We start from the raw sequence: 18,852 nt of genomic DNA, 5'->3' as shown, positions 1-18,852 counted from the left end.
ACATGTCCAGAAGGGGATTCGCAATGAAGGATATCGTCGTCATCGGCGCCGGAAAGATCGGCTCGACCATTGCCCGCCTGCTCGCCCATAGCGGCGATTATCGGGTAGTCGTCGCGGATCGTGCGGAAGACCAGCTCGCCGCCATCGAAGCACATCCTGCCGTCTCGACCAGGGTCGTCGACATCGCCGACCGCGCGAGCCTTGAAGCCTTGCTATCCGGCAAGTTCGCCGTCCTCAGCGCCGCCCCCTTCCACCTGACGGTCGCCATCGCCGAAGCCGCGGCCAGCGCCGGCGTTCACTATCTCGACCTGACCGAGGACGTTGATTCCACCCGCCGCGTGAAGGAAATCGCGACCGGCGCGACGACCGCCTTCATCCCCCAGTGCGGGCTTGCACCGGGCTTCATCTCGATCGTCGCGCATGATCTTGCCAGCCGCTTCGATACGCTGGAGTCAGTGCGCATGCGGGTCGGCGCCCTGCCGCAATATCCGTCGAATGCTCTGAACTACAATCTGACCTGGAGCACCGACGGCGTCATCAACGAGTATATCGAGCCCTGTGAGGCGATCGTCGAGGGTGTGCTGACGGAAGTGCCGGCGCTGGAAGAACGCGAGGAATTCTCGCTCGACGGTGTGACCTATGAGGCCTTCAATACTTCCGGCGGCCTCGGGACGCTCTGCGAGACGCTGAAGGGCAGGGTCCGCACCCTCAACTACCGGACCATTCGCTATCCCGGCCATGCCGCGATCATGAAGGCATTGCTCAACGATCTCGGCCTGCGCCACCGCCGCGAGGTGCTGAAGGATATCTTCGAAAACGCGCTGCCGACAACGACGCAGGATGTCGTGATCATCTTCGTTACCGTCTCGGGTCGCAAGGACGGACGCCTCGTCCAGGAAACCTATGCCAACAAGGTCTATAGCGGCGTCGTCGCGGGTCGCATGACGAGCGCCATCCAGATCACCACGGCTGCCAGCATCTGCGCCGTGCTCGACATGATGTCCGAAGGCAAGCTGCCGCGCCAGGCCGGCTTCATCCGCCAGGAAGAAATCAGCCTTGAGGCGTTTCTGCAGAACCGGTTCGGGCAGTATTATGAAGACCGAAGCAAGACCCATCGCATCGCCGGATAGTGGCGATCAAAGACCTGACATGAAAACGGGGCCATGCGGCCCCGTTTTCATGTTCAGAAAAGGTTGGGAGCCGGAGCGAAGGTTCGCCCCGGCCTTTAAGGATCAATCGATGTCGAAGGACACACCCTGTGCGAGCGGCAGGGCCTTGGAATAATTGACCGTGTTGGTTGCCCGGCGCATGTAGGCCTTCCAGGCGTCGGAACCGGATTCGCGACCGCCGCCGGTCTCCTTTTCACCGCCGAACGCACCGCCGATTTCCGCACCCGACGTGCCGATATTGACGTTGGCGATGCCGCAGTCGGAACCTTCCGCCGACAGGAAGCGCTCGGCCTCCTGCATGTCGAGCGTGAAGATCGAGGAGGAGAGGCCGGCCGCGACGTCGTTGTGAAGCGCAAGCGCCTCGTCGAAATCGCTGTATTTCATCACGTAGAGGATCGGCGCGAAGGTTTCTTCGGTGACAGGCGAAACCTGCGCCGGCATTTCGATGAGCGCTGGCTTCACATAATAGGCCTGCGCGCTGCCGGCGTCATCGACGCGGTGGCCGCCGGTCACCGTGCCGCCCGCGGCCTTTGCCGTGTCGATCGCCTTCTGCATGGCGTCGAAGGCGGCCTTGTCGACCAGCGGGCCGACGAGGGCCGACGTCTCGAGCGGATTGCCAACCGATACGCTTTCATAGGCCTTCTTCAGCCGCGGCACGAGCGCGTCGTAGACGCTGTCATGGACGAACAGGCGCCTCAGCGTCGTGCAGCGCTGGCCGGCCGTGCCCATGGCGCCGAAGGCGATGGCACGCAGGGCCATGTCGAGGTCGGCGGACGGGCAGACGATGCCGGCATTGTTGCCGCCGAGTTCGAGGATGGAGCGGGCGAAACGCCTGGCGAGCCGAGGTCCGACTTCGCGGCCCATGCGGGTCGAGCCGGTCGCCGAGACGAGCGCGACCTTGCGGTCGTCGACCAGAACCTCGCCGATGGCGCGGTCGCCGATCAGCACGGAGGACAAGCCTACCGGCGCGTCGCCGAAGCGGGCGATGGCGCGCTCGAGGATAGCCTGCGATGCAAGTGCCGTCAGCGGCGTCTTTTCAGACGGCTTCCAGACGATCGCATTGCCGCAGACGAGCGCCAGCGCCGCATTCCACGACCAGACGGCGACCGGGAAATTGAAAGCGGAGATGATGCCGACGACGCCCAGCGGATGCCAGGTTTCCATCATCCGGTGGCCCGGCCGTTCGGTGGCGATCGTCAGGCCGTAGAGCTGACGGGAGAGGCCGACGGCGAAATCGCAGATGTCGATCATCTCCTGCACCTCGCCGAGGCCTTCGGAGGCGATCTTGCCGGCCTCGATCGACACAAGCCGGCCGAGATCGGCCTTGGCGGCCCGCAATTCCTCGCCGAGCAGACGGATCAGTTCGCCGCGCTTCGGCGCCGGCACGTTGCGCCAGATGCGGAACGCGGCGTCGGCATTGGCGATGATTTCAGCAGCAGCTTCCGGTGTGTGCGGGGTAAGCGCAGCGATCTGTTCGCCGGTCACCGGCGAATTCGACGCCATGCTGCCGCCGGTATAGAGCGCCGCATCGACGCCCAGCTTTTCCAGCAGGGCGGCGGCTTCCTTGGGCACGTTGATTTTTGAAGCTGCAATGGTCATGGGCACCTCTATCGCGAATGGGGTCGCTTGTAAGTTAATTCCGTTTCAGCATTATAATGAAATTCATCGGGGTAATATTGCAAAATTCGCAGTTCAGGTGATGCGTTATGGTCATGAAGCTCAACAGACGGCAGATGCCGGACATGGCGACGCTGCAGGCGTTCGAATGCGCCGCCAGGCATGGCGGCTTCACCCAGGCGGCGCGCGAACTCAACCTGACACAGAGCGCCGTCAGCCGCCAGATCAAGGAACTGGAGGTCCGCCTCGGTCTCACCCTGTTCGAGCGTGTGCGCCAGCGTGTCGTCCTGTCGGAGCAGGGGCATGCGCTGCTGCCGGAAGTGCGCAATCTTCTCAATCGCACGGAGGCCATGGTGCTGAAGGCGATGGCCTCGCGCGCCGGCCAACAAAACCTTTCGATCGCCACACTACCGACATTTGCCAGCCGTTGGCTGACGCCGCGGCTGCCGGGTTTTCTCGAAGGCCATCCGGGAACGACGCTCGAACTCGCCTCTCGCTCCGAGCCTTTCGATTTCGACGAAGAAAACTTCGATCTGGCGATCCATTACGGCCAGCCGGTCTGGGCGAAGGCCGTCTGCCACTATCTGTGTCGCGAAGTCATCTTGCCGGTCGCCTGTCCGGCGCTGAAAGCGCGCATGGCAGGACTGACGTCCGCCGACCTCGCCGATGTTCCGCTCCTGCACCTGACTGCACGACCGAAGCTCTGGGCGGAGTGGTTCGACGAACAGGGGCTGGAAACGGCCGGCGCCTTCAGCGGTCATCGCTTCGGACAGTTTTCCATGCAGATCGAGGCGGCCATTGCCGGGCTCGGCGCCGCCCTCCTGCCGCGCTACCTGATCGAACAGGAGCTTGCCGATGGCCGGCTGGCGATCCTGTTCGAGCAGCCGCTGACGACCGAAAACAGCTACTATGTCGTCGTACCGGAGGGAAAGCGCGAAAATCCGCTGGCCGAAGCCTTCCGCGTCTGGATCTCGTCGCAGGTCAGGGAGTAGGGCGCAGCCACCGGGCGAGCCAGACAGCGACGACCGCAAAGACCGCGATCCAGATGGCGATGATGACGGCTGCGGCCGCTTTGCTGGCCGGCCGCTCTGCGGATGTCAGCCGGCGGTGCTCCGCCATGATCTCCGGCGGAATGAGCTTGATCGCGGCCCATATGCCGAGCGGCACCAGGATGATGTCGTCGAGATAGCCGATGACGGGAACGAAATCCGGAATGAGATCGATCGGTGACAGCGCATAGCCGACTATGATGACGGCCAGCGCCTTCGCGTGCCAGGGGACACGCGGATCACGGCTGGCGCGGTAGAGCGCCGAGACGTCGCGCTTCATGGCGCGCGCCCAGTTGCGCAGGTTCCATGCCATGCCCGGTCCTCCCCAAGCGCCCAGAACGCCTGTCCGGCCTACAGGTCCAGCGCATCCTTCAGCGCCAGGCCTTCACGCATGCGGTAGTCGAGATCGGCCTCGATATGGTCGATGTGGTGCAGCATCAGGTCGGCGGCGCGCTTTGCATCGCCCTTTTCCAGGGAGTCGAGAATGCCGGTATGCTCGCTGTGGCCGCAACTCGAAATGCCGGTGCGTCCGTAAAGCGCGATGACCAGCGAGGAGCGGGCGACGAGCTCGTCCATGAAACGCTGCAGGATCTGGTTGCCTGCGACTTCCGCCAGCATCAGGTGAAAGTCGCCGGACGCCTTGATCTCTCCGCGCCGCGCCTGCGGCCCGCGGGCGTTCATGAAGCGCGATTCCTCATCCAGCTGCTTGCGGAAGCGGGCGATGTCGGTGGCCTTGATCCGCTCGGCGGCGGCAGTGGCGATGCCGGGTTCGATCAGACGTCTCGATGCAAAGACCTGCCGCGCTTCCTCCGGCGTCGGATTGGAGATGAACGCGCCGCGGTTGCGCTCGGTTTTGACCAGGCCTTCGAAGGCCAGCATCTGCAGGGCCGAGCGCACGACCGTGCGGCTCGCGTCGAACAGCGTTCCCACCTCCGCCTCGGAGAGCTTCGTGCCGGGCACCAGGCGGCGATCAACGATCGCATCGCGAAGCGCGTCGCGAATGGCCTGGGCCCGGTCTTCTGCCGGTGCGTCGATGGAATAGGCTGCGTCAGTCATGGAAGGAATTCACCGCATTTCGATGACTTCATTTAATCCCGAACCGCTTTTCATGCAAATGGCGAGTGTCTGAAAAAGTGCCATCAGATTGCATACAATTTTGACATTGCATCGGAGACAATAGGTTAAATTTTGTGCAATGCGACATTTGTCAATTTTGTGAGCAGGCAGCGTGTGCCAGAAACCTCCATGATATCAGAGGCTTCTTGAGTCTGGCACGCGAAATGCATTTCTCATTTGGCAAGCGAAGGGGCGCCGCATGAGCAAAGCTGCAGAAATCGAAATCGTATCTGTCGTCAAAAAATACGGCGCAACGACCGCCGTCCACGGCATCAACCTCAAAATTCCGGCCGGCACCTATTGCTGCCTGCTCGGCCCGTCGGGGTGCGGCAAGACGACGACGCTGCGCATGGTCGCCGGGCATGAGAGCATCACCGAGGGCGACGTGATCCTCGGCAACAAGAACGTGTCCGACCTGCCGCCGGCGCGCCGCGGCACGGCGATGATGTTCCAGTCCTATGCGCTCTTCCCGCATCTCGACCTCATCGACAATGTCGCCTTCAGCCTGAAGATGAAGGGTGTTGCCCGCGAGGAGCGGCGTGCCAAGGCGCTGGAAATGCTCAAGCTCATGCAGATGGAGCGCTATGCGACGCGCAAGCCCACCCAGCTTTCGGGCGGCCAGCAGCAGCGCGTGGCGCTTGCCCGCGCGCTGATCACCGATCCGGAGGCGCTGCTCCTCGACGAGCCGCTGTCGGCACTCGATCCCTTCCTGAAGGTGCACATGCGCGCCGAGCTGAAGAAGCTGCAGACCTCGCTCGGCATCACCTTCGTTCATGTCACGCACAGCCAGGAGGAGGCCCTGGCGCTGGCCGACCTGATCGTGGTCATGAACGACGGCCGCATTGAGCAGGCCGCGGCGCCGCGCACGGTCTTCGAGCGTCCGGCAACCGCATTCGTCGCCCGCTTCATGGGCGACCACAACGTGATCTCCGGCAAGGCGGCCGGCCATGACGGCAACTTCCTGTCGGTCGCGGTCGAGGATGCCGTCTTCACGGCCATCGACGGCCCGCGCGATCCCGGTGAACCCGTCGACATCGCCGTGCGCACGGACCGCGTGCGCCTCGGCGAGCCGACGGCGCCGGGTCTCGGCTTCTCCGGCACGATCACCAATGTCGAATATCGCGGCTCCTCCGTGAAGCTGACCGCGGACGGTGCGGGGATCACGGATTTCACTGCGATTGTGGGGGACACGGAGTTTTTCGCCCGGCCGGTCAAGGTCGGAGACGCCGTGGCGCTCGCTTGGGATGCCGGGGATGTGGTCGTCCTCGGTCGGATCGATAAATGACCGTCAACAAAACCACCAGGAGAACAGCTATGAGCGAGACGAAGACAGAGAAGAAGGGGCTGACGCGCCGCGACATCCTCAAGACGGGCGCCGCGGCGGCCGGTCTTGCCGCCGGCACCGGCGTCATCACCGGCTTCCCGACCATCTGGGCGAAGAACCCGATCACGCTGCGCCAGATCGGCACGGGCGTTTCCAACATCAACGCCATCGCCGAGAAGTGCAAGGAAGACCTCGGAATCACGCTCGAAATGACCGCGCTCGACTCCGACGCCGCCGCGCAGCGTACGGTCACCCAGCCGGACAGCTATGACATCGCCGACATCGAATACTGGATCCTGAAGAAGGTCTACCCGTCGGGCGCCATCCAGCCGATGGATACCTCCAAGCTGAAATACTATGACAAGATCGTGCCGCTCTTCAAAACCGGTAAGCTGACGCCCGACAGCGTCATTGCCCAGGGCACCGCGCCGCATACCGTCGGCTTCGTCGAAAAGCCCGGCGACAAGACGTTCGCTGCCGGCGAAACCGGCTGGTTCACGATGGTCCCGACGATCTACAACGCCGATACGCTCGGCATCCGTCCGGACCTCGTCGGCCGCGAGATCACCACCTGGGCCGACATCATGGATCCGGCCTTCAAGGGCAAGACCTCGATCCTCAACATTCCGTCGATCGGCATCATGGATGCCGCCATGATCATGGAAGCCATGGGCAACATCAAGTATGCCGACAAGGGCAACATGACCAAGGAAGAGATCGACAAGACGATCGACTTCCTCATCAAGGCCAAGCAGGACGGCCAGTTCCGCGCCTTCTGGAAGTCCTTCGACGAGTCCGTCAACCTGATGGCCTCCGGCGAAGTCGTGATCCAGTCCATGTGGTCGCCGGCCGTCGCCGCCGTCCGCTCCAAGGGCATCGCCTGCAAGTACCAGCCGCTCAAGGAAGGCTACCGTTCGTGGGGCGGCGGTCTTGGCCTTGCCTCGCACCTCTCCGGCGCCGAGCTCGACGCAGCCTACGAATACATCAACTGGTACACGTCCGGCTGGGTCGGTGGCTACCTCAACCGTCAGGGCTATTACTCGGCCTGCATGGACACCGCCAAGGAATACATGTCCGCCGACGAATGGGGCTACTGGATCGAAGGCAAGCCGGCCGAGGGCGATATCCTGTCGCCGGAAGGCAAGGTCATGGAGAAGGCCGGTGCCGTTCGCGACGGCGGCTCGTTCATGGAGCGCATGGGCCACGTCGCCTGCTGGAACTCGGTGATGGACGAGGACCGCTACATGGTCAAGCGCTGGAACGAGTTCATCGCAGCCTGATAACGACTGCCCCTCCCTCGATCTGCGGGGGAGGGGCGCCATCCAAAGCCCGGTCATAGGAGACGGCACCCGTGAGCACCGCTGCCACAGATGACATGATGCCGATGAAGCGCGTGAAGACCAGCCTCGCCTCGCGAATGGCCGGTAGCGCCGCCTCCTATCTCCAGGCCACACCGCTGACGCTGATCCTCGGCTTCTTCTTCCTGCTGCCGATCGTGCTGATCATTGCCGTCAGCTTCTGGGACTACGACTTCGCCGGTATCTATCCCGATTTCCTCTGGACCAATTACGAGGATGTGCTGTTTTCCTGGGTCACCTGGAAGACCTACCTCAACACCCTGAAATATGCGGCGATCGTCTGGGCGCTGACGCTGGTGATAGGCTTCTGGGTCGCCTATTTCCTCGCCTTCCATGTCAGAAGCGCGGCCATGCAGACGATCCTCTTCCTCGTCTGCACCGTTCCGTTCCTGACGTCGAACATTATCCGCATGATTTCCTGGATTCCGGTGCTCGGGCGCAATGGCCTCGTCAACATGGGGCTGCTGAAGGCCGGACTGGTCTCCTCACCGGTCGAATGGCTGCTCTACTCGGATTTCGCCGTGGTGCTCGCCATGGTCCATCTCTACACGTTGTTCATGGTCACGCCGATCTTCAACACGCTGATGCGCATCGACCGCTCGCTGGTGGAGGCCGCCAAGGATGCCGGCGCGACGGGCTGGCAGACGCTCTGGAACGTCATCATTCCGCTGGCCAAGCCCGGCATGGCGATCGGCACGATCTTCGTCGTCACGCTGGTGATGGCCGATTTCACCACCGTGCAGGTTATGTCCGGCGGCCAGAGCGCATCGGTCGCGCTGATGATGAAGAACCAGATGTCGCTCCTGCAATATCCGGCCGCCGCCGCCAATGCTGTGGTGCTGCTGCTTGCGGTTCTGATCATCGTCTCAGGCATCCTGCGGATCGTCGACATCAGGAAGGAGCTCTGAACCATGCACCACGAAAAGCGCGGCACCGGCTTCTATGTCCTCGCCATCTTCTTCGCGATCTTCGTCCTGTTCCTCTACGGGCCGATGTCGGCGATCTTCATCCTGTCCTTCCAGGGTCCGAACGGCGGCCTGACCTTCCCGATGAACAGCTGGTCGGTGCGCTGGTTCGCCAACCTGTTTGAAAAGCAGGCCGTCGGCGACTTCGCCGGCTCGATCACCCGCTCAGTCACCCTCGGCCTTTTGGTCATGGCCGTTACGGTCGTCGTCTCGCTTTTGGCGGGGCTTGCCTTCCGCAGGCGTTTCGTCGGCTCGACCGCGCTCTTCTATCTCGCCATCGCCAGCCTCGTGGTGCCGTCGATCATCGTCAGCCTTGGTATCGGCGTGATGTTCCAGCAATTCGGCTTCAAGCCGTTCTGGTATTCCTCGGCCTTCGGGGCGCACCTCACCTGGACGCTGCCCTTCGGCGTTCTCATCATGTTTGCGGTCTTCAACCGCTTCTCGCCGTCCTACGAAGAAGCGGCCCGCGATCTCGGCGCCTCTCCCTGGCAGACCTTCTCGAACGTGCTGTTGCCGATGATCGCGCCGAGCCTCGTCGGCGTCGGCCTGTTCGGCTTCTCGCTTTCCTATGACGAGTTTGCCCGCACTCTGCTGACGGCCGGCAGCTACAACACACTGCCGCTCGAAATCTACGGCATGACCACCAATGTGACGACGCCGGTGCTCTATGCGCTCGGCACCGTGACCACGCTGTTCTCCTTCGCGGTCATCGGTACGACGCTCGCGGTGATCGTCTATCTTGGGCGGAAGCGCGCGCGGGCGTGACCTCCGGTCAACTGTTTCCCTGCAATGCACCGTCGACCTGGGTCGGCGAACTGACGGACCTTCCATGCGCATCCTCGTCGTGAACCCCAACACCACCGCCAGCATGACGGAGACCATCGCTTCGGCGGCGGTGCGCGTCGCGGCCCCGGGCACGCAGATCTCCGCTGTGACCTCGGCCATGGGCCCGGTCTCGATCGAGGGTTACTACGACGAGGCGTTCGCGGTTCCGGGCCTGCTTGCGGAAATCGCGGCGGGTGAGAAGGCCGGAGCGGATGCGGCCGTCATCGCCTGCTTCGACGACACCGGCCTCGATGCCGCTCGCGCCATGGCCGCCATCCCCGTCATCGGCATCTGCGAGGCGGGCCTTGCCGCCGCCTCCTTCATCGCCCGCCGCATCGGCGTCGTCACCACCATGGTGATCTCGCTCGACCCTCTGGAACACCTCGTCCAGCGCTACGGCATGGCGGGCCGGGCGCGGGTGAGGGCGGCCGACATCCCGGTGCTTTCGCTTGAAGATCCGCAGTCCGGTGCGCGCGCCCGCCTAGAGGCGGAGATCCGCCGTTCCATCGAAGAGGACAGGTCCGAGGCGATCGTGCTTGGTTGCGCCGGCATGGCCGAGATGGCCGCCGAGCTTCAGGAGAAATACGGGCTGCCGGTCATCGATGGTGTCGGTGCCGCCGTCAAGCAGGCGGAAGCGCTGGTGACGCTCGGGCTCAGAACGGCCAAGCGTGGAGCCTATTCGTTTCCGATATCGAAGCCCTACACCGGACTGCTGGAGAGCTTCGGGCCGTCCGCCGTCCGCTAGGGAAGGCTTTTCTCAGGCGCTTCTTCGCCGCCGCGATGTCGCCGGCTTGTATGCCTTGGCGAAGGCCAGAAACTGGTCGGCACTCATCGGCCGCGCCAGCGCGAAGCCCTGCAGGAGATCGCAGCCGAGGTCGCGCAGCAGAGAGGCATGCTCCATCGTCTCGATGCCTTCGGCGACGCTTTCGATACCCCGTGACCGGCCGATGTCGATGATCGATCGCACCAGTTGCTTCTGTGACTCGCCGGACAGCACCGGCTTGATCAGTTGCCGGTCGATCTTGAGCCGGCGCGGCGACAGGTTGATGAGGCTGATGATCGAAGCATAGCCGGTGCCGAAATCGTCGAGCTCGATGGCGATCCCCAGCTCCTTGATGGCCTTGATCCGGCTCAGCAGCATATCGTCCTCGTCATCGAACGAGATCGATTCCAGGAGTTCGAACGACAGCGAGCCGGGCGCTGGAGCGATCTCGCGCAGCTTTTCGATCAGGCCGTCGTCCAGCAGACGCTGGGCGGAGATGTTGACCGATACCTGCGGTATGGCAAGTCCGGCCGCCTGCCAGCGGTGATACTGGAACAGCGCCTGGTGCAGGATGCTCGCGTCGATCTGGGCGACGTTGTTGAGCGCTTCGGCGATCGGCAGGAAGGCGGAAGGGGGCAGCATCCCCTTTTCCGGATGCTCCCAGCGGGCGAGCGCCTCGACGCCGGCGATTTCGAGCGTCCGCGCATCGAACTGCGGCTGGAAATACGGGATGAATTCTCCGTGCTCCAGGCCGCGAAGGATTTCGTCGGCCGTGCGCTTGTTCGAGACGGCGACCGCGCGAAGCTCATCGGAGAAGAATTCCACCCGGTTGCGGCCGCGGCGCTTGGCTTCGTAGAGGGCGATGTCCGCATTGATCAGCAGGTCGTCGGCCTTCTCCGAAAAATCGGTGCGGGACGCGACGCCGATGCTGGCGCCGACCCGGCATTCGTGCCCGTTGTAGTCGACGGGCCGGCTGATGCCTTCGATCAGTTTCTCGGCGAGCTGGCTGCTGTCCTCCGGGCCGCCATTGCCGCCGGTGATCACGACGAATTCGTCGCCGCCGATGCGTGCCACGAATTCGGTGACGCCGACATTGGCCAGCAGGGTGTCGGCAGTGTGCTTGAGAATACGGTCTCCGGCGCCGTGCCCGAGCGTATCGTTGATGTCCTTGAACCGGTCGAGGTCGATATGCAGCAGGGTCATGCCCGGCGCTTTCGCTCCGGCATCGCGTTCGGCGAGAATCTGATCGAGGAAGCGCCGGTTCGGCAGCCCGGTCAGCGCATCGTGCAGTGAATTGTACTCCATCCGCTTGCGGGCGATTTCCAGCTCGCGGTTCTGCTCATCCGCCTTCTTCTTGGCTGCCTTCAACTCGTCCTGGAGGCGGATATCCTCGGTGACGTTCCAGTTTACTCCGACGATCTTGTAATGACCCCGGCGGTCCCGGTAAGCCGTACCGTAGGCGCGGATATGCCGGATTTCCCCCGTTTCCGTGATGATCCGGAACTGGGTGATGTATTTACGCCCGGTGGCGATGGTTTCCGCGAAAGTGGCTTTCGCGATCGGCAGGTCTTCGGGATGCAGGGATCGCTCCCAGTCCTCATAGATGTTGTTCACCTGGCCTCTCGACATGCCGTAGATGTCGCGCATGCGCTCATCCCAGATGAGGATGTCTTCGTCGACGTCATAGTCCCAGACGCCGATCTGGGAGGTTTCGAGGGCGACCCCGAGCCTCTGGGACAGCTCTTCGAGCTGCTCCTCGCGGTTCCTCAACGCCAGGACATTCTCGTGGCGTTCGCGCATCAGGCGGCCGATCCACAGGAGCGGCAGAATGATCAGCAGGCCGACGAGTGCCAGGGTGAGGCGGAAGGTTGCGGTCCCCTCCGGCAACACATCCCAACCCTCCTTCGGAGAGGCGAGCATGATCCATTGCTCATAGCCGAGATCGATTGCCGCCGCTGTCGGCATCCGGCCCGCTTCGGCGCGGCTGCCGTAGAAATAGCGGATCGACCCGTTGTCGTGGTTGATGGCCCCGACCGTGATGTGCAGGTTCTTGGCAGCCGCGTCGAGGCCGCTCTCCCGGTAAAGCTTGTCCAGATCGATGACGGCGGACAGAACGCCCCAGAACGTCGTTTTTCCATCCGGGTCCGTGACATTGACCGGATATCGCACGAGCAGCCCCTGGCCGCCTTGCACAAGGTTGACGGGACCGGCGAGCGTCACCCTGTTCTCGTCACGGGCCCTGTAGACGGCGGAGCGCTGGTCGTCGTTCTTCCGGTAGTCTAGCCCCAGGGCCTTTTCATTACCCTTCAGCGGGTAGACGTGATTGACGACGAGGTTGGGTGCCAGCGCGATGCTTCTGATCTGCGTGCCCGATTGCATGAGGTGGCCGGCGAGCCTGTCGAAGCTCTCCCCCGGCATGTCGGGTTCCGTCGCGACCGCCGCCGCGAGGCCCTGTGCCAGCAGGATGTTGCCGTTGATCTTGCCTTCCAGCTTGCTGCGGATGAGGTTCAGTTCCTCATGAACCTTCGTTCGCGCCATGGTCTCGGCCGACTTCTTGCGGACGAAGTCGGCATAGAAAAGTGCGCTGAAGATTGCGACGACGAGCAGCAGCCCGGGAAGGTAGGGCGCCTTGACCAATCTCACCGCAATGCGGCGCAGGGAATGTGCTCGTCTGTCTGCCATTCAACCAGGGACCGGGTTAATTCACAACTATACTCGGCAGTATTGCACCAATAGGTTTAAGAATTTGCTGCGTTCCCCGGGGTGAGAAATGCCCCCGCGGCCAGGCCACGGGGGCATAATTGTCAGGCGGCCCGGCCGACTGCGCGTGTCCGTGCATCGCCGATCTGGAAGTGGCTGATGCGCTGGCTCAGCACGATGCTCTCGCTGTCGAGGCTGTGGGCCGATGCGGTGGTCTCCTCGACCATCGCCGCATTCTGCTGCGTGACCTGGTCGAGAGAGACAACGGTGGAGTTGATCTCGCCCAGACGCTCGGACTGATCACGAGACGCCATGACGATACCGTTGATCTCGGCGCTGATCGCCTGGATGCCCTCTTCGATCTTGGTCAGGCCTTCGCCCGTCTTCAGCACCAGCGCCACACCGTTCTCGACGTCGGTCGCGGAGCCGTTGATCAGGGCGTTGATGTCCTTGGCGGCGGCTGCCGAACGTTGGGCGAGTTCGCGGACTTCCTGCGCGACAACGGCAAAGCCCTTGCCGGCATCACCGGCACGTGCTGCCTCGACCCCGGCGTTGAGCGCCAGCAGGTTGGTCTGGAAGGCGATCTGGTCGATCACGTCGATGATCTGGCGGATCTGTTGCGAGGAACTCTCGATCTTGTCCATCGCCGAGATGGCTTCGCGGACGATCGAGGCCGAAGCACTCGCCTGCTGCGTCGTCTGCGTGGTCACGGCTTCAGCATGTTCGCAGCGTCCGCGCGTCTCCTTCAGCGTCTCGGTGATGCTGCCAAGCGCGGCCGCCGTCTGCTCAAGAGCGGCTGCCTGCCGCTCGGTACGCTGCGAGAGGCTCTCGGAAGCCGTCTTCAGGCTGGCCGAACCGCCGCTGATCGTGTCGACGCTTTCGCCGATGGCGCCGATCGTCTCTTCCAGTTGCTGCATGGACAGGTTGAAGTCCACACGCAGCTGGTCGAGGCTGGCGACGAAGGGAACGTTGATCCGGTGGCTGAGCCTGCCGCCGGCGAGGTTCTTCAACCCGCTGGCGAGAGCTGCGACCGCCGCCTCGAGGTCGGCGGCGCTGCGCGCCTTCTCGGCTTCGCGCTGGACGCGTTCCGTTTCGATCTCGCGGTTCTTCTCGGCGGCGCTGATCTCCATGGCGTCCTTTTCGAGTGCACTGTTGCGGAAGGAATCCAGTGCGCGCGCCATGGTGCCGATTTCGTCCTTGCGCTCGACGCCTTCGATGACGATCGACTTGTCGCCGGCATTCAGGCGGTTCATCAATTCCGCCAGCTTGGTTAGCGGACGCGTCATGCGGGCTGCGACAAAGGCACCGACGAGGCCCATGATGGCAAGCACGGCAAGCGTGGCGACAATTGCCGACTGCGCCAGCTTGGTCGAGGCGGCCAGAACCTTGCTCTCTTCCTGGCCGACGACAAGCATGTCGTTTTCACCGAAAAGCGAGATCGGCAGATAGGAGTAGAAGAACGAACCCTGGTCGTCGGAGGCAAGCAGCGAACCGGATGAGGACTGGCCGGCGGCCGCAGCGAGATCTGCGGGCGCCTTGCCGTCCTTGGCGAAGCTCGCCGCGCCGGCGCGCAGCTCACCGTTGCCGGTCAGCAGGAAGCCGGCGTCGACGGTCGAGCCAAGGCCTTCCGGTTCGACGACTTGCGCAAGCTTGGAGCTGGAGACGCGGATGATCACGAATCCCTTGCGGGTGGGCTTGCCCCAGTAGAGAATCTCAAGCGGTCGGCCGATGAACGCCGACACGTCACCGTCTTCGGCCTTGTAGGGCTGGAAGCCCTCGACGAAATCCTTCGTCTCGGTGCTCTTGCCGGCTTCCTCGATGATCTTGGCGAGCGGCTCGTTGCCCGGATCGCTGACGCTCTGCAGGAACTCGCGACCCTTGGTGACGGAGTAGACGATCAGGCCTTCCTGGTTGACGACGTAGATGTCGCTGACCTTGGCGTTCTTCCAGGCCGCGACCAGCGAGCTGTGGATCGTCGAATGGCGCATGCCGTAGATCAACTTGGTCGCCGAGCCGTCTTCCTTCACGCGCTGGTCAAGCGTCGAGCCGGACGGCGAAAAAGTCTTGAGGATGTTGTCGCGCTCGGACGACATGATGGAGGCGATGTTGTCCACCGCGTCGGCGACGGCCGTGTTCTGCCCTATGTCGCTCAATGTCTGGTTGACGCGCACGACATAGTTGGACACATCCTTCGCCTGGTTGCCGGCGATCGACGCCAGGCGAAGCTCGCTCGCTTCGATAAGCCCCTGCTTACCGATCTGGTAGCTCAGCAGACCCACGGACAAGCATGAAACCAGTGTCGCACCAATGACCAGCAAGGCAAACTTGGCCTTGATCGACGAGAATTGGAACAGCGGAATATTTCGAACAGGATTTTTCACCAATGGCCCCCCAATACAGTGTGGCGCCCAAACGCCCTCAAATCCCGGGCATTATTTGCAAAATGCCTTATCAAGCGGTTAAGCGATCGCGTAAGTATTGACTATTGGCCTTGCGCGCCACGATGCGGCGTTGACGTTTCGCCGGCGGTCACCCTATGACTGTCCCTCGAAACAGGATGAGGAGAAGGCCATGTCGGCGCAGGAATTTACAACCGGACTTTTCGTGGGGCGTGTCTGGCATCGGGACATCGACGGCCCGGCTCTGGTCGTTCTGCGTGACGGCAATGTGGTCGACATTACCGGCAAGGATGCCCCGACCATGCGTGATCTGCTCGAGAAAGACGATCCCGCCGCCTACGCCCGCGCGGCGAAGGGGGAGACGCTCTGCGCGGTGACAGATCTGCTCGAGGCACCGCAGGGCAAGGCATTGACGCTGCTCGCACCCTGCGACCTCCAGGCGGTCAAGGCCTGCGGCGTTACCTTCGCCCGCTCGATGATCGAGCGCGTCATCGAGGAACGCGCCGCCGGCAATGCGGCGCTCGCACTGAAGATCCGGGAGAAGGTCACCTCCATCATCGGCGACAGCCTGCGCAACCTGAAGGCCGGTTCGCCGGACGCCGAGAGGGTCAAGCAGGCGCTGATCGAGGAAGGCGTCTGGTCGCAATATCTCGAGGTCGGCATCGGTCCGGACGCTGAGGTCTTCACCAAGTCTCAGGTCATGTCCTCTGTCGGCCACGGTGCGGATGTGGGGCTTCACCCCGTCTCGAAGTGGAACAATCCCGAGCCGGAGATCGTGCTGGCGGTCAACAGCCGCGGCGAGGTGAAGGGCGCGACGCTAGGCAACGACGTCAACCTGCGGGACGTCGAGGGCCGCTCGGCCCTGCTGCTCGGCAAGGCGAAGGACAACAACGCCTCCTGCGCGATCGGCCCGTTCATCCGTCTGTTCGATGAGACTTACACGATCGACGATGTCCGGCAGGCGGAACTGGATCTCCTGATCGAAGGCACGGACGGCTATGTGCTGCACGGCAAGAGCTCGATGAAGGAGATCAGCCGCGATCCGCTCGACCTCGTCGCCCAGACGATTGGCCGTCACCACCAGTATCCGGACGGATTCATGCTGTTCCTCGGCACGCTGTTTGCGCCGGTGGAGGACCGGGACTTTCCGGGGCAGGGCTTCACGCACAAGGGCGACGACGTCGTGACGATTTCCAACGATCGCCTTGGCGCGCTCAGCAACCGGGTCCGCCTGTCGACGGAATGCGAGCCCTGGACCTTCGGGGTTTCGGCGCTGATGCGCAATCTTTCGAAGCGCCAGCTCCTCTGATTGCGAATAGAAGCTATGCGCTGAAGGCGGTTGTCACGCCGCCTTCAGGCCATAAATTCTTTGCCACCCAAGAGGAGTGGGAGAGTTCATGGCCGAGCGTATTCTCGAAGTCTGCATTGATGATGAAATTGGCATGATGGCAGCCTTTCGCGGAGGGGCGGGCAGGCTGGAACTCTGTAGTGCGCTCTCCATCGGCGGGCTGACCCCGACCCCGGGCCTCATTGCGGCCGCCGTGAACCTGTCCATCCCCTGCTACGCCATGATCCGCCCGCGCGATGGCGATTTCGTCTACTCCGAATCGGAGTTTTCGATGCTGATGCGCGAAATCGACATGGTCCGGCGCGCCGGCGTCGATGGCGTGGTGCTCGGCGCCACGCGGCCCGATGGCCGCCTCGACTACAATCTCCTGAAGATCCTCACCGGTCATTCCGAAGGGCTCGGCATGACGCTCCACCGGGCGATCGATCTCGTCCCGGATTTCGACGAGGCCGTCGAGATGGCGATCTCGCTCGGCTTCGAACGCATCCTGACCTCCGGCGGGAAGCGCACCGCACCGGAAGGCGTCGATGTCATCGAACGGGCCATCGAAGTGGCGGCCGGCCGCATTTCCATCATGCCCGGCTCCGGCGTCAATTCGGAAACGATCGACGTATTGCTGCCGCGATTGAAGACGAATGAGATCCACGGCTCCTGTTCCGTCTCCGTCCCGGTCAGCAATCCCAAGGTCATCGAGCTTGGCTTTGCCCCGACCAATCCGAAGAAGACCGACGAGGCAAGTGTACGCGCCCTGAAGACGAAGATCGACACGCTCTGATCAGCGCGTCTGCCACCGTTTCGAAAGCACCGCTTCCGGCTTGAACTCGAAATCCTTCTGGAACGGATAGATCGGCCGCTGCCGGCGCGCGTTTGCCAAGGCCTCGATGTCCTGGTTGACCGAACCGTCCGTCAGCGCCATCAGGTTGGGATTGGCGATCGGCGCCAGCTCCGGCGACAGATAGCCGGATTTCACCACAAGCAGCCGGACGGATTTCGGATCGAGTCCGAGCCGCGTGAAATCGGCGATGTTGTGATAGGGGCGACGTCGTGCCGAAAGAACGACGGTTAGGCCGCCGATCTCGACGACGGCCTGCCGCTCGGGCGCATCGGCGGGATCGTCCAGCCGCACGACATGTGCCTCGACCGCGACCGGTTGGCTCGCCGGATCGAGGCTGCCGCCGATGGTGAGCGTCACGCTCTGTCCTTCGCCGGCGGCAAAGCAGGCCTCCACCGAAGGCCGGTCGCAGATGCCGGCGACAAGCGCATCCTGCCAGCCGGCGGCAAGCAGCGCGGCAAGCACGTCCGCCCTGTCGCCGACCCCGCCTCCGGTCGGGTTGTCGCCGGAATCTGCGAGGATGATCGGCTTCGTCTCTGTCTGCGATGCGACTTTCAGCATATCCTCGAGCGGCCCTGTCGTCGGCCCGAAGCGGAAGTCCGTCCGCGCATCCCAGTACGCCGCAGCCAGTTTCTCCGCCTCTAGCATCGCGGCCGTCCGGTCCGTCGCGGTCATGATTGCCGCCGCCGTCGCCCGCGGCTCGTCCGCCCAGACGTAACCCACCATCAGATTGGCATCGAGAATGCCCGCAACGCCGTCGATCTCCGGCAGCAGGCCATAAAGCCCCTTGGCCGGCTCGTCTTCCGTCGAGGTCCTTTCGCCCGGCAACAGCACCGGGATCTTCGCCCAGGCGATGCCGGGCCTCACGCCGGATTTCAGTGCCTCGACCAGCATGGAGAAGGCCCGCTCCATCGTTTCCTGCGTGTCGATATGCGGGGCCGTGCGATAGGCCGCGAAAATGTCCAGCCGGTCGATGATCGGCTGGCTGACATTGCCGTGCAGGTCGTAGCTGGCGGCGACCACGCAGTCGGGTCCGACGACATCGCAGGCCGCCGAAATCCAGTCTGCTTCCGCATCGTCCATGCCTTCGACATTCATCGCGCCATGCATGGCGAGATAGAGGCCGTCGACCGGAAGCACGGCGGACAGCCGTTCGAGGAACTCCGTCTTGAAGCGTTCGTAAGTCTCGCGTGACACAGGGCCGCCCGGCACGGCCCGGGCATGCGTCAGCGGCAGGCAGTCCATGCCGGCCGCTGCCATGAAGCGGAACCGTGCGTCGGCAAGAAGGTCGTCGCCCCTGACGACCCGAAAGTCCTCTTCCTTCATGAACACCGAGGAAGATGTCGAGCATTCCGTATGAATGCCGCCGAAGGCGATGCGCATGGTC

General features: G+C 63.2%; 15 protein-coding genes. 9 read left to right on the top strand and 6 right to left on the bottom strand.

Features of this window, described 5'->3' with window-relative positions; all coding sequences use genetic code 11:
* The first annotated feature begins 23 nt into the window (after positions 1-23).
* Positions 24-1,130, top strand: a complete 1,107-nt coding sequence (locus tag ACU5AY_RS15935; RefSeq protein WP_446826932.1) for a saccharopine dehydrogenase NADP-binding domain-containing protein — start codon at positions 24-26, stop codon at positions 1,128-1,130.
* 102 nt (positions 1,131-1,232) lie between these two features.
* On the opposite strand, the gene amaB is transcribed toward ACU5AY_RS15935, so the two are convergent.
* The gene (gene amaB, locus ACU5AY_RS15930) at positions 1,233-2,768 is read right to left on the bottom strand and encodes an L-piperidine-6-carboxylate dehydrogenase (RefSeq protein WP_446826931.1); all 1,536 of its coding nucleotides are present in this window, start codon (positions 2,766-2,768) and stop codon (positions 1,233-1,235) included.
* 113 nt (positions 2,769-2,881) lie between these two features.
* Between amaB and ACU5AY_RS15925 the strand changes: the two genes are divergently transcribed.
* Entirely contained in the window at positions 2,882-3,778 is an 897-nt protein-coding gene (locus ACU5AY_RS15925) for a LysR family transcriptional regulator (RefSeq protein ID WP_446825657.1), read from the top strand.
* On the opposite strand, the gene ACU5AY_RS15920 is transcribed toward ACU5AY_RS15925, so the two are convergent.
* On the bottom strand, positions 3,768-4,148 hold the full coding sequence (locus tag ACU5AY_RS15920; protein ID WP_446826930.1) for a YkvA family protein: 381 nt from the start codon (positions 4,146-4,148) through the stop codon (positions 3,768-3,770). The genes ACU5AY_RS15925 and ACU5AY_RS15920 overlap by 11 nt on opposite strands.
* Before the next feature lie 38 nt (positions 4,149-4,186).
* On the bottom strand, positions 4,187-4,891 hold the full coding sequence (locus tag ACU5AY_RS15915) for a GntR family transcriptional regulator (protein ID WP_446825655.1): 705 nt from the start codon (positions 4,889-4,891) through the stop codon (positions 4,187-4,189).
* Positions 4,892-5,150: 259 nt separating this feature from the next.
* Here ACU5AY_RS15915 and ACU5AY_RS15910 point away from each other — a divergent pair, with 259 nt between their 5' ends.
* From ACU5AY_RS15910 to ACU5AY_RS15890, 5 genes are all read left to right on the top strand, one after another.
* Positions 5,151-6,236 (top strand): ABC transporter ATP-binding protein, encoded by a 1,086-nt coding sequence (locus tag ACU5AY_RS15910; protein ID WP_446826929.1) that lies wholly within the window; start codon positions 5,151-5,153, stop codon positions 6,234-6,236.
* A 29-nt stretch (positions 6,237-6,265) separates the two neighbouring features.
* Positions 6,266-7,555, top strand: a complete 1,290-nt coding sequence (locus ACU5AY_RS15905; RefSeq protein WP_446825653.1) for an ABC transporter substrate-binding protein — start codon at positions 6,266-6,268, stop codon at positions 7,553-7,555.
* Between the two features lie 95 nt (positions 7,556-7,650).
* Complete coding sequence (locus ACU5AY_RS15900) at positions 7,651-8,541, top strand: ABC transporter permease (protein ID WP_446829035.1); 891 nt, start codon at positions 7,651-7,653, stop codon at positions 8,539-8,541.
* A 3-nt stretch (positions 8,542-8,544) separates the two neighbouring features.
* A complete protein-coding gene (locus ACU5AY_RS15895; RefSeq protein WP_446826928.1) occupies positions 8,545-9,363 on the top strand; it encodes an ABC transporter permease in 819 nt (272 codons plus the stop codon).
* Between the two features lie 64 nt (positions 9,364-9,427).
* Positions 9,428-10,168, top strand: coding sequence for an aspartate/glutamate racemase family protein (locus ACU5AY_RS15890; protein WP_446826927.1), 741 nt, complete (start codon positions 9,428-9,430; stop codon positions 10,166-10,168).
* A 12-nt stretch (positions 10,169-10,180) separates the two neighbouring features.
* Here ACU5AY_RS15890 and ACU5AY_RS15885 read toward each other — a convergent pair whose 3' ends face one another.
* Positions 10,181-12,868 carry a bifunctional diguanylate cyclase/phosphodiesterase gene (locus ACU5AY_RS15885; protein ID WP_446826926.1) on the bottom strand — a complete coding sequence of 896 codons (2,688 nt, stop codon included), beginning with the start codon at positions 12,866-12,868 and terminating at the stop codon, positions 10,181-10,183.
* Positions 12,869-12,990: 122 nt separating this feature from the next.
* Positions 12,991-15,165: a methyl-accepting chemotaxis protein gene (locus ACU5AY_RS15880; protein ID WP_446829034.1), complete on the bottom strand. Its 2,175-nt coding sequence runs from the start codon at positions 15,163-15,165 to the stop codon at positions 12,991-12,993.
* A 292-nt stretch (positions 15,166-15,457) separates the two neighbouring features.
* On the opposite strand from ACU5AY_RS15880, the gene ACU5AY_RS15875 reads away from it, so the two are divergent.
* Both ACU5AY_RS15875 and ACU5AY_RS15870 read left to right on the top strand, forming a co-directional pair.
* Positions 15,458-16,594 carry a fumarylacetoacetate hydrolase family protein gene (locus ACU5AY_RS15875; protein WP_446826925.1) on the top strand — a complete coding sequence of 379 codons (1,137 nt, stop codon included), beginning with the start codon at positions 15,458-15,460 and terminating at the stop codon, positions 16,592-16,594.
* Positions 16,595-16,682: 88 nt separating this feature from the next.
* Positions 16,683-17,408: a copper homeostasis protein CutC gene (locus ACU5AY_RS15870; RefSeq protein WP_446826924.1), complete on the top strand. Its 726-nt coding sequence runs from the start codon at positions 16,683-16,685 to the stop codon at positions 17,406-17,408.
* Here ACU5AY_RS15870 and ACU5AY_RS15865 read toward each other — a convergent pair whose 3' ends face one another.
* Positions 17,409-18,848 carry a M81 family metallopeptidase gene (locus ACU5AY_RS15865; RefSeq protein WP_446826923.1) on the bottom strand — a complete coding sequence of 480 codons (1,440 nt, stop codon included), beginning with the start codon at positions 18,846-18,848 and terminating at the stop codon, positions 17,409-17,411.
* Positions 18,849-18,852: the final 4 nt, after the last annotated feature.

The sequence above is a fragment of the Rhizobium sp. PAMB 3174 genome (genome assembly GCF_052908375.1).
This window is presented reverse-complemented; position numbering and strand designations above follow the sequence as displayed.